Raw genomic sequence first — 15,203 nt, forward strand, 5'->3', positions numbered from 1 at the left:
GACGCGTATTGTCATATTTCCGAATGTCTGGAGCAACTATCGAAGGGGGTGAGTCGCAGTATTTTTTAGGCTCCGAGTTGCCCTGCGAGCTGCAGCAGCGAGAGTTCGCTGCCGGGTTTTCCAATGAGCTGGACCCCCATCGGAAGGCCTTCGCCGGGTGCCGGCCCGGTCCAATGCACGGGGACGGTCACCGCCGGGAGCCCGCATACGTTCACCATGGACGACCACGGCGCGAACTCGCACTGTTTTCTGTAGTCGTCGTCGGCGTCGCCCGGCCAGTCCGGTGACGGCCATTCCTCGCCGCCCGAAGCTGTCCCCGTGAACCAGCCCACGGGACGCGGAGCCTGCGCCAGCGACGGCGTCAGGATGAGGTCCCACTGCGCATACTGGGCCGCAGTGTCGTGGGCGAAGCGGCGCAGGAATGCCAAGGCCTCATTGACCTTCGAGGCGCTTCGCTGTTGCGCCCTGCGGCGGAACGTCCGCGTCAGCGGTGTCAGCAGGGCTTCACGCAGCGGGAGGATACGCGCGTTTCCGACGCCGGCGGTCCAGGCAGTGGTGAAAGCGTCCGGATAACGGTTGTCGTAGCGGATGTCTGCCTCGAACACGGAATGGCCTGCGGCCGTCAGCAGTTGGATGCCCGTGGCGAGGGCGTCCAACGCATCCTGGTCCACCGTGAAAGGGAATGTTGTGTCCCAGGGACTGTCCAGGCTGACGCCGATGCGCAAGCCCGCAGGTGCTTCACCAACTGATGCCAGGTAGCCGCGTTCCGGTGCGAGCTCTTGCGGCACCAAGGCGTCCATCATGAGCGCGGCATCCGCGGCGGACCGTGCCAAGGGCCCGGCGACAACCAAGCGGGCGGCGTCACCCGTACTCTCACCGGAAGGCACCAGTCCGCGTCCCGGTTTCAGGCCCACCAGCCCACATGCCGCAGCGGGAATACGAATGGAACCGCCGCCGTCGGTCCCTGGCGCGAAAGGAACCAGTCCGGCGGCGACCGCGGCAGCGCTCCCGCCCGACGAACCGCCTGAGCTCCGGCTCAAAGCGTGCGGATTGCGCGACGGCGGTGCGACGCGGTTTTCGCTGTACGCCGTCAGCCCGAACTCCGGAACCTGGGTCTTCCCGAGCGATATGGCTCCAACGCCTTTGAGCGCTGCCGCGAGGGCGCCGTCTTCTGGAGCCGGCCTGCGGTCCAGCGCCGCGCTCCCGTGTGTGGTCACCACGCCGGCGACGTCGGTGAGGTCCTTGAACGCCAGCGGCATTCCGTGGAGAAGCGGAAGGTTGTCTCGTTTGGGCTGTGCGTAGGCGGCGTCGGCCAAACGGGCGTCATTCATGGCCTGCTCCGCCGTCACGGTGACGAACGCCCCGAGGGAGCGGTTTCGCTGCTCTATCCTCGCCAGGAAGTGCTCCGTAACCTCTTCGGCGGACGCGTGGCCTCCGGCGAGGACTTGGCGCAACTCGGTGGCGCCAAGTTCGTGGATTTCAGCCAAGGAAGCGGGACTCCAGTTGCTCTTCCACTGCGATCGGCTCGCCGGAATCGCCGGTCGCAGCAGTCACCCGATAGGCGGACTTGCCCTTGACCTCGGTGACCACGTCCACGAGCTTCGTGTCCCGGTAAACGAGCCCGACGCCGTCGTCCGTGCAGTGTGTTTCGCCCAGGATGCCTTCGGTCACGAGCTTGTGGACAAGCGGGCGCCGGCCTGGCTCGGAGTCGTAATGGACGCCGTTGGCGTAAGGGAGGAGGCCCAGGCCGTTGGTGACCGCGCGCAGTTCGGGGCCGTACGAATCGGTGGTGCCGCCTTCGAACCAGCAGATGGATCCTGCCGACACCCCGGCAAGCACCACGCCGTGGTCCCAAACCCGCTTGAGGATGGCGTCGAAGCCGTGCGCGCGCCAGACCGCCAGGAGGTTGACCACCGAGCCGCCGTTGACCCAAACAACGTCCTGTTCCAGGAGATGGGCTTCCGGATCGGCATGGTTGGGCATGGTGAAGAGGTTCACGTGGGTGAAGTCGAAGCCGGAGATCCGGGCAGCCTGGTCCAACTCGGCGGCGAACCAGCGCTGGTCTCCGGACGCCGTACCGAGGTGGGCAACGCGCGGGGCGCGGCCGCTCACTCCGGAGAGTTCGACGGCGTGATGCACCAAGAGGTCGAACTCCATCCTGGTGCGGTGGCCTGATTTATACCCGCCGGAGGTCGCCAAAATGGTGCGCTCCTTAGCCGCCATGTGGCTGCCTCCTGACTTGGTGGGTCGCGGTCCTTGCACCATCCTTGCGACGGCGATCGTTAGCCAAGACTAATGCTGCGGCGGGGGAGTGAGGAAGAATTGGACCGCCCCACGCCGCGAGGGTTCGCTCCGGTGGGCGGCGTGAGGTGGGGATAGGCTTGATTAAGATCCGATTTCCGTTGGAAGGAACTCATGTGAGCGATTTCGAGACCGTGCCCGTAGGCGATGTTCCTGCTGACGCGAAGATCTTGGACGTCCGGGAGGATTACGAATGGGAGGCGGGCCACGCCGTGGGGGCCCTGCACATTCCGCTGAACGAGATTCCGGCCCGCCTGGACGAACTCGATCCCGACGAGGACCTGTTCGTTATTTGCCGGACGGGCGGCCGATCCTTCCGCGCTGTCCAATGGCTTGTGGGCCAGGGATACAGCGCCACGAATGTGGCCGGCGGGATGGACATGTGGCTGGAAACCGGCAGGCCAATGGTTTCGGAGAACGGCCTCAAGCCGGTCGTCCTCTAGCTCGAAGCATTACTCCTAAGGAATATTTGATGGCGTCCGCGCTCACCTACACCTTCCTCGGCCCGGAAGGCACTTTCACTGAGGCCGCCCTCCTGCAGGTTCCCGGCGCCGCCGAGGCAAACCGGGTGCCCTGCTCCAACGTGAACACCGCTTTGGAACGGGTCCGCCAAGGCCGAGCGGATGCGGCAATGGTGCCTATCGAGAATTCGGTAGAGGGCGGAGTGACGGCCACGCTGGATGCCATCGCCACAGGCACGGAACTCCGGATCATCCGCGAAGCGCTTGTGCCCATCACTTTCGTTCTGGTGGCCCGCCCCGGCGTGAAGATTACGGACATCCGACGAGTTTCCACGCACGGCCACGCGTGGGCCCAGTGCCGGTTGTGGGTCGATGAAAATATCCCGAATGCGGAATACGTTCCTGGCTCCTCAACCGCGGCAGCCGCCGTCGGGCTCCTCGAAGACGGTGCGCACTACGAAGCGGCCATTTGCTCCCCGCTCGTCGCGGCCGAAAGGCCGGGGCTAAACGCGCTTGCCGAGAACATCGGGGACAACCCGGGCGCGGTCACGCGCTTCGTCCTCGTCAGCCGGCCCGGAGCGCTCCCGGAACGCAGCGGAGCGGACAAGACCACCGTCGTCGTACCCCTCCCGGAGGACCGCCCGGGTGCCTTGATGGAGATCCTGGATCAGTTCGCCTCAAGGGGCGTCAACCTTAGCCGGATCGAATCCCGCCCCACGGGGCAGTACCTCGGCCACTACTTCTTCAGCATCGACGCCGACGGGCACGCCTCGGACGCGCGGGTCGCGGACGCCCTCGCGGGCCTGCACCGCATCAGTCCCGCCACGCGATTCCTGGGTTCCTACGCGCGGGCGGATCAACAAAAGGCGGTCGTTTCGCCGCACACGTCGGACGCCGCCTTCGCGTCGGCCCATGCCTGGGTCCGAAGCATTCTGGAGCCGGAATCGAGCCACGACCCTATTCCACAGGCGCTGGATAATTGACTCTTCAACCCCTATCGCGTGGCTGAAACTGTGCGTATGCTTGCTTGATCCATAGAGGATGGACGCATGCCCCAAACGGAGGGAGCGGGCCATGTCAGGAAATAAGAACGACACCAGCGGACAGGGAATGATCGTCAACCCGAAGCCCAAGGCGGACAACCAGGATTGGGACGGTGACGAGGCCGACCGCGCTGATCGCCTGCGTTTCGAAGAAGAACAAGCGATGATCCGCGAGCAGTCCGAAGCCCGTGCGGCCGCGAAAGCCGCGGCAGAACGCAAAGCGGCAGAAGAAGCCCAACACAGCGAATAACGCAGTACAGCTAGCGGTCCTGCACACGAACCAGCAGCGAACGCGGCTCAACCTGGACTGTAACCTTCGTGGCCTCGCCGGCGGGATCGCCGTCGAGTTGCGTTGCCATCGGCTCGTTGCTCCGGATGACCACTTTGCCGGTGCGGTAAAAGTTCATGACCGGCAGGTTGCGCTTGTGCTTGAACAGGATTTTGGCGTACATCGCGAGCCAGCCGATAGCGCTGCGCGGACTCATGACAACCACGTCGAGGACGCCGTCATCAATCATTGCGCCCGGGATGAAATCGATGCCGCCGGGAATCAGGCCGCAGTTCGCGAAAAGGATGCTGCGGATCTTCCGGGATTGTTCGGGCTCGTCATCCATGGCGATGCTGACCCTTTTGCGCCTGCCCGGCAGGTGGCGTACGCCCGCTTCCGTATAAGCCAGCCAGCCGACTGCCTTCTTGAGGTCGTCGTTGGTGTCGCCCACCACTTCGGCGTCCAGGCCCATCCCCGCGATAACTAGGAAGGCATGCTCTGACGAGGCCCCGGTGTGCTCGTTGTGGATGGACATCCGTGCAGTGTCGATATAGCGCTGGTGGCCGAAGAGGGCGATGTCGACGTTGCCGCGCAGGTTGTTGACATCGAGATCGACGTTTCGAGCCAGAAGGTTGCCGGTACCCAACGGAATAAGGCCCATGGCCACCCCCGTGTGCGCGAGGGCCTCGGCGACCACCCGCACGGTTCCGTCGCCGCCGCCCACAAGCACGACGTCGGCACGGTAGTTCAGTGCCTCCCTCGCCTGGGAGTGCCCGGGATCGTCAGCGGTGGTGTCGAAGAACCTGGGCTCGTCCCAGCCGGCGATGTGGCAGGCTTCCCGGATGATCTTCCGGGCTTCCTCGGCCTTGCTTTTGACCGGGTTGAGGACCACCGCGACCCTCTGCAGCCCGGGTCCTGGCTTGTGCGAGTCCTCATGCACGGCACTGCGGGTGTGCCTGGCTTTGAGCCGGCGCACACCCCACCAACTGGAGACGGCAAAGACCACGCCCCCAGCCAGAATCACGTACAGGATCCAGTTGCTCATGCTAGTCCAACCCTATCCCGCCAACCGCGCCGCGAGGACGTGCGCAGAAAGGTGCCGGCCGCCGTCGTGCGCTATCCGCGGAGGCGCGGTCTGATTCGATACTCTTGTCTGGTGATCGACGTAAAAGACCTCAGCGAAAACCCGGACAAGTTCCGTGCCAGCCAGCGCGCCCGCGGCGCCGACGAGTCGATCGTGGACGCGATCATTTCCGCCGACGCAGACCGCCGCGCGGCCCTGATCCGTTATGAGGGCCTCCGTGCGGAGCAGAATGTCTTCGGCAAGAAAGTGGCGCAGGCCAAGGGCGAGGAAAAGCAAGCCCTGCTGGCTGAGGTCAAAGAGTTGGCCAACGCAGTGAAGGCAGCGTCTGTCGAGGCCGATGCCGCGCAGGCGAAGCAGGAAGAGCTGCTCCGCGTCATCCCCAACTTGATCGTGGATGGCATTCCTGCGGGCGGCGAGGACGACTTTGTGGTGGTCAAGACTGTCGGAACTCCCCGCGAATTCCCCGATTTCGAGCCGAAGGACCACCTGGAAATCGGCGAACTGATTGGCGCGATCGACATGGAGCGTGGCGCGAAGGTGTCCGGCGCGCGCTTCTACTTCCTGCGCGGCGTAGGTGCCCGCCTGGAAATGGCCCTCTTGCAGATGGCCATGGACCAAGCGATTGAGGCTGGCTTCGTGCCGATGATCACGCCCACTTTGGTGCGTCCGGAGACCATGCAGGGTACCGGTTTCGATGTAAAGCACGACGCCGAGATCTACCGTCTTGCTGAAGACGACCTTTACCTTGTGGGAACCTCGGAGGTCCCCTTGGCCGGGTACCACGCGGACGAAATCCTGGACCTTTCGGAAGGCCCCATCCGCTACGCCGGGCAGAGCTCCTGCTACCGTCGCGAGGCCGGTTCCCATGGCAAGGACACCCGCGGCATCATCCGCGTCCACCAGTTCAACAAGGTGGAGATGTTCATCTACACCACTGCCGAAGAGGCTGAGGCCGAGCACCAGCGCCTGCTGGCATGGGAGGAGCAAATGTTGGCTAAGGTCGAGCTTCCCTACCGCGTGATCGACACCGCCGCCGGTGACCTCGGCATGTCCGCGGCCCGCAAGTTCGACTGCGAAGCTTGGGTTCCCACGCAGAACGCGTACCGCGAGCTCACCTCGACGTCCAACTGCACCACGTTCCAGGCCCGTCGCCTCAACATCCGTGAGCGCGTGGTCAATGAGGAAGGCGTTTCCAAGGGCACCCGCGCTGTTGCCACGCTGAATGGCACTTTGGCCACGACGCGTTGGATTGTCGCCATTCTGGAGCACCACCAGAACGCCGATGGTTCGGTCAACGTCCCGAAAGCACTGCAGAAGTACCTTGGCGGCCTTGAGGTTCTGCCGGTTATCTAGGGTGATCCGGGGCTTGTTTCTGATTCCTGTGCTTGAGGCGCCGGGATCAGAAACAAGCCCCGGAGTCTTGGTGGTGAGTGGGGTTTGACCTGCCCTCCACAGCGCCGCTTCTCCACATAGGGGAATTTCCGGGCTGACGCGGCGGATCGATCCGGGGACAGTAATTCCATGGATATCCCGCCCCAGCTCATCGTCTCGGCTGAGCGACTCGCCCTCAGCGGCTCAACATCGTCCATCCACCGGCGTTTCCGGGCGGGTCGCTATGTTCGGCTGAGGCGCGGCTACTACGTGGAAACCTCGGTTTGGGTCGAAGCCACGCCCGCTGAGCGATTCGAATGGTCGGCCGCGGCAGTGGGTCTCGCGTTCGAACAGCCGGTGTTCCACGGAGAGTCGGCTGCGGTTGTCCTTGGCATTCCCACACTGCGGACGCCTCCGCTCGTCGAACTGGCTACGGACTCCGAACGAATCACTGGCAGGCGGCCTCCAACCTTCACGGTGCACGGACAAAGTGCGCTTGCCGAACAGGCTCGGAACCTCGGAAACTACCCCATGCGCTATGTGCTGCGGCGGGACGTCGACGCGGTGGTGTCCGGGCAGTTTGCATGCACCAGCTTGGTCCAAACGGCGGTCGACGTCATGATTTCATCGTCATTCAGCAAGGCCCTTGTAGTGGCCGAGGGGGTCGCCCGGGCCCTGGTGGATCAAGGAACGCTGGACCGCGACGCATGCCTCGCCGATCATCCAGGCATCGCCGAGGAACTCGACGGAATCTCGTCGGAAGCCACCGGACTCCGGACACACCGTCTTGCCCGATTGGCCCAGGCGAAGTCCGAATCGGTGGGTGAATCGTTCAGCAAGGCCGCATTTGAGCTCTTGGATTTCGAGCAGCCCATGCAACAGCACACGATTTACGATTCCGGACAATTCGTTGCGAGGACGGACTTCTGGTGGCCGCAGCAAAACGTAGTCGGCGAATTCGACGGCAAGGCCAAATACGTCGACAAGGAGCTGCGAGGACGTCTGACCGCCGAGGAAATCGTATACCAGGAGAAGCTCAGGGAAGACCGCATAAGGTCGCTGGCCTTCGCCTTTGTGAGGTGGAGCTGGGCAGACCTGGAGCAACCTGGCCTGCTGCGGCAAAAGCTATTGCGTGCCGGCCTGCGCCCCCGGTCTTGACCTGGCTCCGACTGACGACTTGCGTGACGCCGACGCTTGTTTAGCGTTCCCGTGGCACGAGCGCCGGTATGTGAAACAAGCGCCCGGCCTAGGGGACAGGCCAGCCCAGGTAAATACCCACACTGTGGATAACGTCGGAGTATTCACCGCTTGTTAATCCGCTACTGTGGCCTTCGTCCTAGCTGGTCTTTGCCGGGTCTGCTTCACTGGAGGCATGACTATTTTGACTGGAAACTCAGTCGCTGGCATCGATGACCAGCGGAATGTAAATCGAAAGCTCATGATCGCATTGGACGTTGACGGGACCCTCGTGGACCACGACGGCCACATGTCACCGGACGTTCGGGATGCTGCCAAAGCAGTGGTTGCAGACGGCCACGATGTCCTGATCGCCACCGGACGTTCCTTGAATGCAACCCTGCCCGTCATTGAGCAAATCGGCATGGACCGGGGCTACGCCGTCTGCAGTAACGGCGGCGTGACATTGAAGCTCGATCCCGGCCTGGAGGACGGCTACTCGATCATCCACAGGGCAACCTTCGACCCCGCGCCGGCCCTCTTGGCGCTCCGCGAACAGCTCCCGTCCGCCAAGTACGCGCTCGAGGATGAGAACGGAAACTTCCTCTCCACGGAGCGCTTCCAGGATGCGAGTTTCGGGGTCGAAGCGATGGGCGTCGACTTCCAGACCATGCTGGAGGCCACGGCTGTTCGTGTTGTCGTGTTCAGCAGCGAAAATACCGCCGAGGAATTCTCGACGGCCATCAGGAGCATCGGACTTTCCGGCGTGACGTACTCAGTGGGCTGGACGGCCTGGCTGGATATCGCCGCCGCAGGAGTAACCAAGGCCAGCGCACTCGAGCAGCTGCGCCGCCGGCTCGGCACGCAACCGCACCACACGATTGCCATCGGCGACGGACGCAACGACATCGAGATGCTCACTTGGGCTGGCCGCGGCGTTGCCATGGGCCAGGCTCCCGTGGAGGTGCTCGCCGTAGCGGACGAGGTCACCGCGTCAGTGTACGACGACGGTGCGGCCCTCGTGCTGCGAAGCCTCCTCTAGCGCACGCACTTGGATGGGCGCCGGCACCAAAGCCAAACACAATGATGCCCGGGCCTTGGCTTTTGAGCATCAATCCGACTAGACCCGGGTACCACGCATAGGTGTCAGATGTTCGGCGTCCCGTTCTCGGTGGTTCCATCCTCCAGCGGCGTGCCGCTACCAAGAGTGTCGCCATGAACAGGGCCGCTGCCTTCGACGGCGACGCCGCCCACGGTCCCGCGCCAGGCACCTGTCTCGCGTTGCCGCTCTTCGATGAAGTCTTTGAATTTGTCCAAGTCGGCGGCCACTTGCATCTCGTCCGCGGAAAGCGCGGCACCGGCCTTTTCGGTAAAGGTTTCCGGCTCCCACTCGAGGGTCACGCTCACTCCTGAGCGGTCCGGACCGAGGACGTCGAAGCGGACCGATCCTGCGTTGCGGGGTTGTTCCAGGCTTTCCCAGCTGATGATGGTGTCCGGGACCTGCTCGGTGATTCGCGCATCGTATTCACGCTTGACGCCCGAAATCTTGGTGGAGAAATGCAGCGTGGCATCGTCGATCTGGCGGACGTCTTCCACTCCGCTCATGAAACGGGGGAAAGATTCGAATTGCGTCCATTGGTTGTAGGCGACCGATACAGGAACTTCGACCTCAACAGCCTTCGTGATGGTGTGCATGTGTGAATCTCCTAGTTTGGTTCCGTTCTCGACTGAAGTGGCTTGGACAGGGCCGCCGCCCCCCAGATTCGACGACGGCGACGGCGATGTCCCGCAGCTCGATGATCCATGGGTCCTCCGATTTCCGGATGGATCTACCTTCGAGCCTAGACCCGCCGAAAGAAAATAGTAAGCAGACTTACTTAATTGGTCCTGCAATCCATCCGGTCAGCGGGTGACACCCCCTGAGCCTGAATTAGTCGGCCTCTGAGATCACGGTGATCATTCGCCGCAGGCTCATGGCCACCGAGGCGGCAGCGTTCACGGAAGCCTGACCGGCCGCGGCTTCGGTGATCGAAACGCCTAGCGTTGCCACTCCTTCCTTGGCTTCGGCAATGCGGTCTTTCAAGCGCCGGGCTTCGCCGTTCCGCCATTCGTTGATGACTCCGGCCACCGCTTCCAAAGCTCCCGAGAGGTTCGCGAGGACGCCGTCCGGGATGACCGTTCCAGCGTCCTTCTCCCAGATCACGCTCTGCAGGACATCGGTGATGTCCTGCACGTGGAAGGTCAGCCGTTCGACGGTCCTCAGGCCCACCAGGTCGGACGGGAGGCGGCGCGCTCGACGGCGGGACCGTGGGTTCGCTTTGGCGCTTAGTTCCGCTTCCCCAACGGCAGTCCGCACAGCCGTCGCGGTCCGTGACAGTTCACCGCTGCGTCCGGCCCACTCCTCGTGATTGGGTGGCCATGATTCGGTCATGGCCATCGCCATGTCTTGCAATTGCCGGGAAAGGGCGCGTTGGTGGCCGGCAATTGCCGGATCGATGCCCTCGAGGTGCAAGGGCGGGAAGACCACCCAATTGATGAGTATTCCCACCGCGACCCCCATGCCCATTTGGAGGACGTAGCCGAAGGAAAACCCGGGGGCATTCGAGTTGCCCAGGACAAGCACGAAGAGGGCCGCCATCGGGACCCATTCGGAAGCGGCCCCCAGGCGTGGAAGGCCGCCGATGACGACTCCGATTCCCACCACCACCGCAACGGAAAAGGCGCTGGGCGTGGCTACCGTGGTGACGGCGAAGGCCATGGCGATTCCCAGGCTGAGTCCCAGCAGGCTCTGCAGTCCGTGCTTGGCCGAGGCCACGACGGTGGGGTGCATGCTGACCAGCACGCCAAGGGGAGCGTAGTAAGGGTAGGACGCGGCTGGTCCCGGCATCAACGGCGCCAAATACCAGGCCAGTCCGGCGGCGAGGGCCGTTTTTCCGGCAAAAAGGAGATGGTGTCGCGATGCGGCTTGCCGGAGCGCGGGGAGGAGCCGCCGAAGCTGTGGCTTGAGGCTCATGGTTCCAACGTAGGCAGGGAGTTGGCTTCCTGTCGAACCGCTGCGCCGTCGCCGCCACACGTGCAAAACGTCAGAGCCGCGGCCGCGGACGTGCTGGACCGGGCGCAGGCAGCCAAGCAAAACCTCGGCGGTCAGTAGACCTCGAGGATCATCGCGAGGAGGCGGGCAGCCGCGGGCCTGGCAGCGTGTTCCTCGGCCCATTGGGCGCGGGATAGTGCCTTGCTGACGGCCTGGGTACTGATTCCCAGTTCCTGGGCCACGGTCTTCTGCTGTCCGCGCACTCCCGGAGTCAACAGATCCAGGACGCGCCACTCGGCAACACTGCGGTGCTGCACGATGTGTCCCAAGAGCCTTAACACTGCCTCCGATTCGGCGGCCAGGGCGGCAATCGGCCCTTCGACGGCCACAGGCACACGCTCCTTGCCGCTCCGCAAGCGATCCACGGCCCGGCGTGCGTAGACCAGACCATGTCCGGAGGCGTCCTTGATTTGGCTCGGCAGGGGTTCGTTGACCGGACCCACTCCGATGCCCACGTACCACCGTCCGGTCCGCAACGCGATGAGGGCCGTTTCGACGGCCTGGTGCGGGGCGTCGACGATGCCTTGGACTTCGTCCTCCACGGAGCGGTCAAAGTCCAAGCGCGCAGGAATGTGCCGCAAGTCTTTAAGTAACTGCGGAACGAGGTCTCCGTCGCTGCGGCTGTCGCGTTGGTTGATCGTCAGCGTGAACATGGTTGATCAATCATTGCCGGGAGGTAGCCGACTTTCAAGCAATTAATCCCAAGGTGCTTCTGGACTCCCCATTAGCAAGCGCCATTAACCAACGACGGCGGCGGGTGCGGTCCACATGGAACCGCACCCGCCGCCGTCGTACAAGTCAGTCGTGCGAGTCACAAGGCGCTGGGCGCCTTGTGAGAAGGTTAGTGGCCTTCGGCCGCGAAACGCTTGATGGAGGCTTCGAGTTCGGCCTCGGCAGCTGCGCGGTCGGCCCAGCCTTCGGCCTTGACCCACTTGCCCGGCTCGAGGTCCTTGTAACGCGTGAAGAAGTGCTCGATTTCCTTGATCAGGAATTCGCTGACATCCGAGATTTCCTGGATGTGGTCGAAACGCGCGTCTGCGGGAACGCACAGGACCTTGGCGTCTCCACCGCCGTCGTCGGTCATGTTGAAGACGCCGATCGGGCGGGATTCGACGATGACGCCCGGGTACAGGTCGAAGTCCTGCAGGAGCACGAGTGCGTCCAGGGGATCGCCGTCTTCGCCCAACGTGTTCTCGAAGAACCCGTAGTGGGTGGGGTACTGCATGGACGTGAACAGGACGCGGTCCAGGCGGACGCGACCGGTCTCGTGGTCAACTTCGTACTTGACGCGCGATCCCTTCGGGATCTCGATCGTGACGTCGTGCTTCATGGAATGCTCCTTGGCGGTATTGGCATGGGCGCGGCAGGAGAACAGCCGACGCCGCCGACTACTATTGAGGATATAGCGAGAGGCCCAAGTTTCTTGAAACGGTGGGACATTCAAGACTTTGAGGACTAAAGCTGCATGAAGGGCGTTGACGAGGCAGAGGCTGCAAAGCCCGCTTCGGATCAAGAAGCAAGCCACGCGCTCCGGCCGCGGAAGGCCGGGAAATCTGGCAATTCCGGTAAACCCGGAGAACCCGGCAAGGCCGGCAAACAGGGAAAGCAACGCACATCCGGAAATAGAGAATCCAAGGCAATTCTCCGTTTCCTGCCATTGCTTTTGTTGACCGCGGTCATTGCCGCCTTGGCCGTTCCGATGGGGCTCGGCGTCGCGTCCGGATTCTTCGGCTTTCCCGGTCCTTCCTCCGCGTCCTCGCCCAAGGTTCCTGCATGGCAGCAGGTCCCCAGCGAGTTGAGCCGGACCCAAGTGGTGGCACCTTTGGATCCTTCGGCGCCCGTGCCGATGCCGGCGAGCGTCGACCGGCAGGTCAACGCCGCCCTGAATCCCGACGGCGGGGGAGACTTCACCGGCGTCGTTCAGGATGCCTTGACCGGACAGACCCTTTTCGATCGCGACGGCACCAAGAGCCGCATTCCTGCGTCCAACATGAAGCTGCTCACCGCCGTCGCCGCCCTTCGCGCGATTGGACCGGAAACCCGCTTCAGCACGCGCGTCCTGGCTGGGGCATCGCCGTCGACCATCGTGTTGAGCGCCGGCGGTGACGTCCTGCTCGGTGCCGGGCCGTCGCAACCCGGCGAGGTCCTGGGCCGCGCGGGCCTCGAAACCTTGGCCGCCGACGCCGCGAAGGCCTTGCAGGACCGCGGAGTCAAGGGCGCGGTCACTGTGCAGTTGGACGACACCATGTTCACTGGTCCCGCCCTGAACCCGGCGTGGCAGATCGAAGATGTCGAGGCGGGCGAAACGGCTCCGGTCTTTCCGCTGGCTTTGAATTCGGCGCGGACCAGCCCGGACTCCACTTCGGGGCCGCGGCCGCAAGATGCCGCGCTGACCGCCGCGCAGGAGTTCGCGGCGAAGCTCCAGGCCGCGGGTGCCTCAGCAGGGTTCACGGTGGCCCCGGACGTGGAGCGGGCGAAGGCTCCGGCCGGAAAGCCCGAGGTCCTCGCGAGCGTGGAATCCGCCACCGTCCGCCAGCAGATCGACTTGATGCTCGAAACCTCGGACAACTACCTCGCCGAGACCTTCGGCCGTCTGGTCGCACTGTCCATGGGACAACCGGGAACGTACGACGCCGCGACGGCGGCTGTCAGCGCCCAGCTCGCCCAAGCGGGAATCGCCACGGATTCGATGCACTTGGCCGACGTCTCCGGCCTGGCCTTGGGCAACCAAGTGTCTACACGCCAGTTCGCGGACGTGGTCAGGGCCATTACCTCCGGTCCGGATACCAGGCTCCGCGCGGCGTTGGCGGGCTTCCCCGTGGCGGGTCTGACAGGAACGCTTGGCGACCGCTACGGCGACGCGAGCACATCCCAAGGCGCCGGCTTGGTCCGGGCGAAAACCGGTACTTTGAATTCGGTCATCGCGTTGAGCGGCTACGTGGTGGACGCGGACGGACGCCTGTTGGTGTTCTCCTTCATCGGGAACGGACTGACGCCGGGGGCCGCGGGAAACAAGACAGCCTTGGACAGGTCCGCCACTGCGTTGGCATCATGCGGGTGCCAAGCGGGCTGACGGCTCGCGTCCGAGCCGCGCGTGCCGACAAACGCGCCCGTTCCGGACCGCTGCACCCACTGAGGACGCCGGCACCCGGTGGGCCGGGTGCGCAAGTCCTTTAAAGGTGCGTGTTCGCGCCCAATAGCCGACCCGACGTTCGCCGCTGAGCGAACTTAAGGGACTTGCACAGCCCGCTGTGTTCTGATGGATCGTATGGAGACTCAGCAGCAACCCCAGTCCCTCATCAACTGGGAGCTGGCCGCTTCCACGGCTGCCCGGCTCGCTCCCGCAGGCCCGGCAATGAGCCCGGTCGAAATCGCCAAAGCAGTGGACAGCCTGCGTTCCAGCGCGGACATCTCGGTCCCGCATGTGCACGAGATCACCCGGCTCGAAGCCGCGCGCGACCTTCGCGATTCGCACGTCCTGGTGGTGGACCGGGCCTCGTGGGCGAAAGCCAATACCCAAAGCTTCGCGGTCATGCTCCAACCTGCCCTCCGGCAAATGCTGGATTCCCGGCGCGGCCCCGCGCTGACTCCGGTGGCCGCGGCGGCGAGCGGCGCCATCACCGGCAGCCAACTCGGCGCCGTGCTTGCGTTCCTGTCGAGCAAAGTCCTTGGCCAGTACGATCCCTTTGCGTCCTTGGCCCCGGAATCCAAGGCCCCGCCGGCGGGCAGGCTCCTGCTGGTCGCGCCGAACATCATCTCCGTGGAGCGCGAACTCGCCGTGGATCCCGATGATTTCCGCTTGTGGGTCTGCCTCCACGAACAAACCCACCGCGTGCAGTTTGCTGCCGCGCCGTGGCTTCGGACCCACATGCTGGAGGAAATCGAGCGGCTTAGCACCAACCTCCTCGGCAACGTCGATTCCATCATGGACCGGGCCACTGCGGCCGCGCGGTCGTTGCGTGATCGTTCCGCAGGTGCGATTCCAGGCCGGGGAGCCATCCTGGACTTGTTGCAGAACCCCGAGGAAAAGGCCTCGCTTTCGCACCTCACCGCGGTGATGAGCCTCTTGGAGGGCCACGCGAACGTGGTGATGGACGCCGTCGATTCCACCCTGGTCCCCACGGTTAAGACCATCAGGCAGCGGTTCAACCAGCGGGGCAAGGACCGCGGAGTGATGGAAAAGTTCATCCGCAGCCTCCTCGGGCTCGATGCCAAGATGCGCCAATACAGCGACGGCGCCAAGTTCGTCCGCGCTGTTGTTGCCGTGGCCGGAATGGAAGGGCTCAACCGGGTATGGGAATCGGCCGAGCACTTGCCCACGGAGTCCGAGATCCACGACGCCAAGCTGTGGCTTGAGCGGATGGGTCTGTGACGGCCGGAACCGACGCCGATCCCAGCGCGCCTGGCG

General features: G+C 64.0%; 15 protein-coding genes. 8 read left to right on the plus strand and 7 right to left on the minus strand.

Going from position 1 to position 15,203, the window contains the following annotated elements:
- Window positions 1-65: 65 nt before the first annotated feature.
- Window positions 66-1,487, minus strand: a complete 1,422-nt coding sequence (locus E1809_RS08715) for an amidase (RefSeq protein WP_133203831.1) — start codon at window positions 1,485-1,487, stop codon at window positions 66-68.
- Window positions 1,480-2,223 carry a Type 1 glutamine amidotransferase-like domain-containing protein gene (locus tag E1809_RS08720; protein ID WP_133203832.1) on the minus strand — a complete coding sequence of 248 codons (744 nt, stop codon included), beginning with the start codon at window positions 2,221-2,223 and terminating at the stop codon, window positions 1,480-1,482. The genes E1809_RS08715 and E1809_RS08720 overlap by 8 nt, the downstream gene beginning before the upstream one ends.
- A 194-nt stretch (window positions 2,224-2,417) precedes the next feature.
- Here E1809_RS08720 and E1809_RS08725 point away from each other — a divergent pair, with 194 nt between their 5' ends.
- The 3 genes from E1809_RS08725 to E1809_RS08735 all read left to right on the plus strand — a co-directional run bounded on the left by E1809_RS08725 (window position 2,418) and on the right by E1809_RS08735 (window position 4,055).
- Entirely contained in the window at window positions 2,418-2,744 is a 327-nt protein-coding gene (locus E1809_RS08725) for a rhodanese-like domain-containing protein (RefSeq protein WP_133203833.1), read from the plus strand.
- Window positions 2,745-2,773: 29 nt separating this feature from the next.
- Window positions 2,774-3,745 (plus strand): prephenate dehydratase, encoded by a 972-nt coding sequence (gene pheA / locus E1809_RS08730; RefSeq protein ID WP_133203834.1) that lies wholly within the window; start codon window positions 2,774-2,776, stop codon window positions 3,743-3,745.
- Between the two features lie 91 nt (window positions 3,746-3,836).
- Window positions 3,837-4,055 carry a hypothetical protein gene (locus tag E1809_RS08735; RefSeq protein WP_133203835.1) on the plus strand — a complete coding sequence of 73 codons (219 nt, stop codon included), beginning with the start codon at window positions 3,837-3,839 and terminating at the stop codon, window positions 4,053-4,055.
- A 10-nt stretch (window positions 4,056-4,065) separates the two neighbouring features.
- Here E1809_RS08735 and E1809_RS08740 read toward each other — a convergent pair whose 3' ends face one another.
- The gene (locus E1809_RS08740; RefSeq protein ID WP_133203836.1) at window positions 4,066-5,118 is read right to left on the minus strand and encodes a diacylglycerol/lipid kinase family protein; all 1,053 of its coding nucleotides are present in this window, start codon (window positions 5,116-5,118) and stop codon (window positions 4,066-4,068) included.
- Between the two features lie 111 nt (window positions 5,119-5,229).
- Here E1809_RS08740 and serS point away from each other — a divergent pair, with 111 nt between their 5' ends.
- The 3 genes from serS to E1809_RS08755 all read left to right on the plus strand — a co-directional run bounded on the left by serS (window position 5,230) and on the right by E1809_RS08755 (window position 8,746).
- Complete coding sequence (gene serS, locus E1809_RS08745) at window positions 5,230-6,510, plus strand: serine--tRNA ligase (RefSeq protein WP_133203837.1); 1,281 nt, start codon at window positions 5,230-5,232, stop codon at window positions 6,508-6,510.
- Between the two features lie 168 nt (window positions 6,511-6,678).
- Window positions 6,679-7,686 (plus strand): hypothetical protein, encoded by a 1,008-nt coding sequence (locus tag E1809_RS08750; RefSeq protein WP_133203838.1) that lies wholly within the window; start codon window positions 6,679-6,681, stop codon window positions 7,684-7,686.
- A gap of 214 nt (window positions 7,687-7,900) precedes the next feature.
- Window positions 7,901-8,746, plus strand: coding sequence for an HAD family hydrolase (locus E1809_RS08755; protein ID WP_133203839.1), 846 nt, complete (start codon window positions 7,901-7,903; stop codon window positions 8,744-8,746).
- A 104-nt stretch (window positions 8,747-8,850) separates the two neighbouring features.
- Here E1809_RS08755 and E1809_RS08760 read toward each other — a convergent pair whose 3' ends face one another.
- The 4 genes from E1809_RS08760 to E1809_RS08775 all read right to left on the minus strand — a co-directional run bounded on the left by E1809_RS08760 (window position 8,851) and on the right by E1809_RS08775 (window position 12,125).
- Window positions 8,851-9,399 (minus strand): SRPBCC family protein, encoded by a 549-nt coding sequence (locus E1809_RS08760; RefSeq protein ID WP_133203840.1) that lies wholly within the window; start codon window positions 9,397-9,399, stop codon window positions 8,851-8,853.
- A 235-nt stretch (window positions 9,400-9,634) separates the two neighbouring features.
- Window positions 9,635-10,717 (minus strand): FUSC family protein, encoded by a 1,083-nt coding sequence (locus E1809_RS08765; protein ID WP_133203841.1) that lies wholly within the window; start codon window positions 10,715-10,717, stop codon window positions 9,635-9,637.
- 131 nt (window positions 10,718-10,848) lie between these two features.
- Window positions 10,849-11,448 carry a hypothetical protein gene (locus E1809_RS08770; protein WP_133203842.1) on the minus strand — a complete coding sequence of 200 codons (600 nt, stop codon included), beginning with the start codon at window positions 11,446-11,448 and terminating at the stop codon, window positions 10,849-10,851.
- 188 nt (window positions 11,449-11,636) lie between these two features.
- The gene (locus E1809_RS08775) at window positions 11,637-12,125 is read right to left on the minus strand and encodes an inorganic diphosphatase (RefSeq protein ID WP_133203843.1); all 489 of its coding nucleotides are present in this window, start codon (window positions 12,123-12,125) and stop codon (window positions 11,637-11,639) included.
- Between the two features lie 369 nt (window positions 12,126-12,494).
- Between E1809_RS08775 and dacB the strand changes: the two genes are divergently transcribed.
- Complete coding sequence (dacB, locus tag E1809_RS08780) at window positions 12,495-13,868, plus strand: D-alanyl-D-alanine carboxypeptidase/D-alanyl-D-alanine endopeptidase (RefSeq protein ID WP_235835523.1); 1,374 nt, start codon at window positions 12,495-12,497, stop codon at window positions 13,866-13,868.
- A 186-nt stretch (window positions 13,869-14,054) separates the two neighbouring features.
- The gene (locus tag E1809_RS08785; RefSeq protein WP_133203845.1) at window positions 14,055-15,167 is read left to right on the plus strand and encodes a zinc-dependent metalloprotease; all 1,113 of its coding nucleotides are present in this window, start codon (window positions 14,055-14,057) and stop codon (window positions 15,165-15,167) included.
- Window positions 15,168-15,203: the final 36 nt, after the last annotated feature.

It is taken from the genome of Arthrobacter terricola (genome assembly GCF_004354015.1).
GTDB classification, from domain to species: Bacteria; Actinomycetota; Actinomycetes; order Actinomycetales; family Micrococcaceae; genus Arthrobacter; species Arthrobacter terricola.

Excerpts from the sequence above, each read along its gene's own strand:
- E1809_RS08720 (WP_133203832.1), bottom strand. The coding sequence starts at position 2,223 with ATGGCGGCTAAGGAGCGCACCATTTTGGCGACCTCCGGCGGGTATAAA.
- pheA (WP_133203834.1), top strand. The coding sequence starts at position 2,774 with ATGGCGTCCGCGCTCACCTACACCTTCCTCGGCCCGGAAGGCACTTTC.
- E1809_RS08735 (WP_133203835.1), top strand. The coding sequence starts at position 3,837 with ATGTCAGGAAATAAGAACGACACCAGCGGACAGGGAATGATCGTCAAC.
- E1809_RS08740 (WP_133203836.1), bottom strand. The coding sequence starts at position 5,118 with ATGAGCAACTGGATCCTGTACGTGATTCTGGCTGGGGGCGTGGTCTTT.
- E1809_RS08750 (WP_133203838.1), top strand. The coding sequence starts at position 6,679 with ATGGATATCCCGCCCCAGCTCATCGTCTCGGCTGAGCGACTCGCCCTC.
- E1809_RS08755 (WP_133203839.1), top strand. The coding sequence starts at position 7,901 with ATGACTATTTTGACTGGAAACTCAGTCGCTGGCATCGATGACCAGCGG.
- E1809_RS08760 (WP_133203840.1), bottom strand. The coding sequence starts at position 9,399 with ATGCACACCATCACGAAGGCTGTTGAGGTCGAAGTTCCTGTATCGGTC.
- E1809_RS08765 (WP_133203841.1), bottom strand. The coding sequence starts at position 10,717 with ATGAGCCTCAAGCCACAGCTTCGGCGGCTCCTCCCCGCGCTCCGGCAA.
- E1809_RS08770 (WP_133203842.1), bottom strand. The coding sequence starts at position 11,448 with ATGTTCACGCTGACGATCAACCAACGCGACAGCCGCAGCGACGGAGAC.
- E1809_RS08775 (WP_133203843.1), bottom strand. The coding sequence starts at position 12,125 with ATGAAGCACGACGTCACGATCGAGATCCCGAAGGGATCGCGCGTCAAG.
- dacB (WP_235835523.1), top strand. The coding sequence starts at position 12,495 with ATGGGGCTCGGCGTCGCGTCCGGATTCTTCGGCTTTCCCGGTCCTTCC.
- E1809_RS08785 (WP_133203845.1), top strand. The coding sequence starts at position 14,055 with ATGGATCGTATGGAGACTCAGCAGCAACCCCAGTCCCTCATCAACTGG.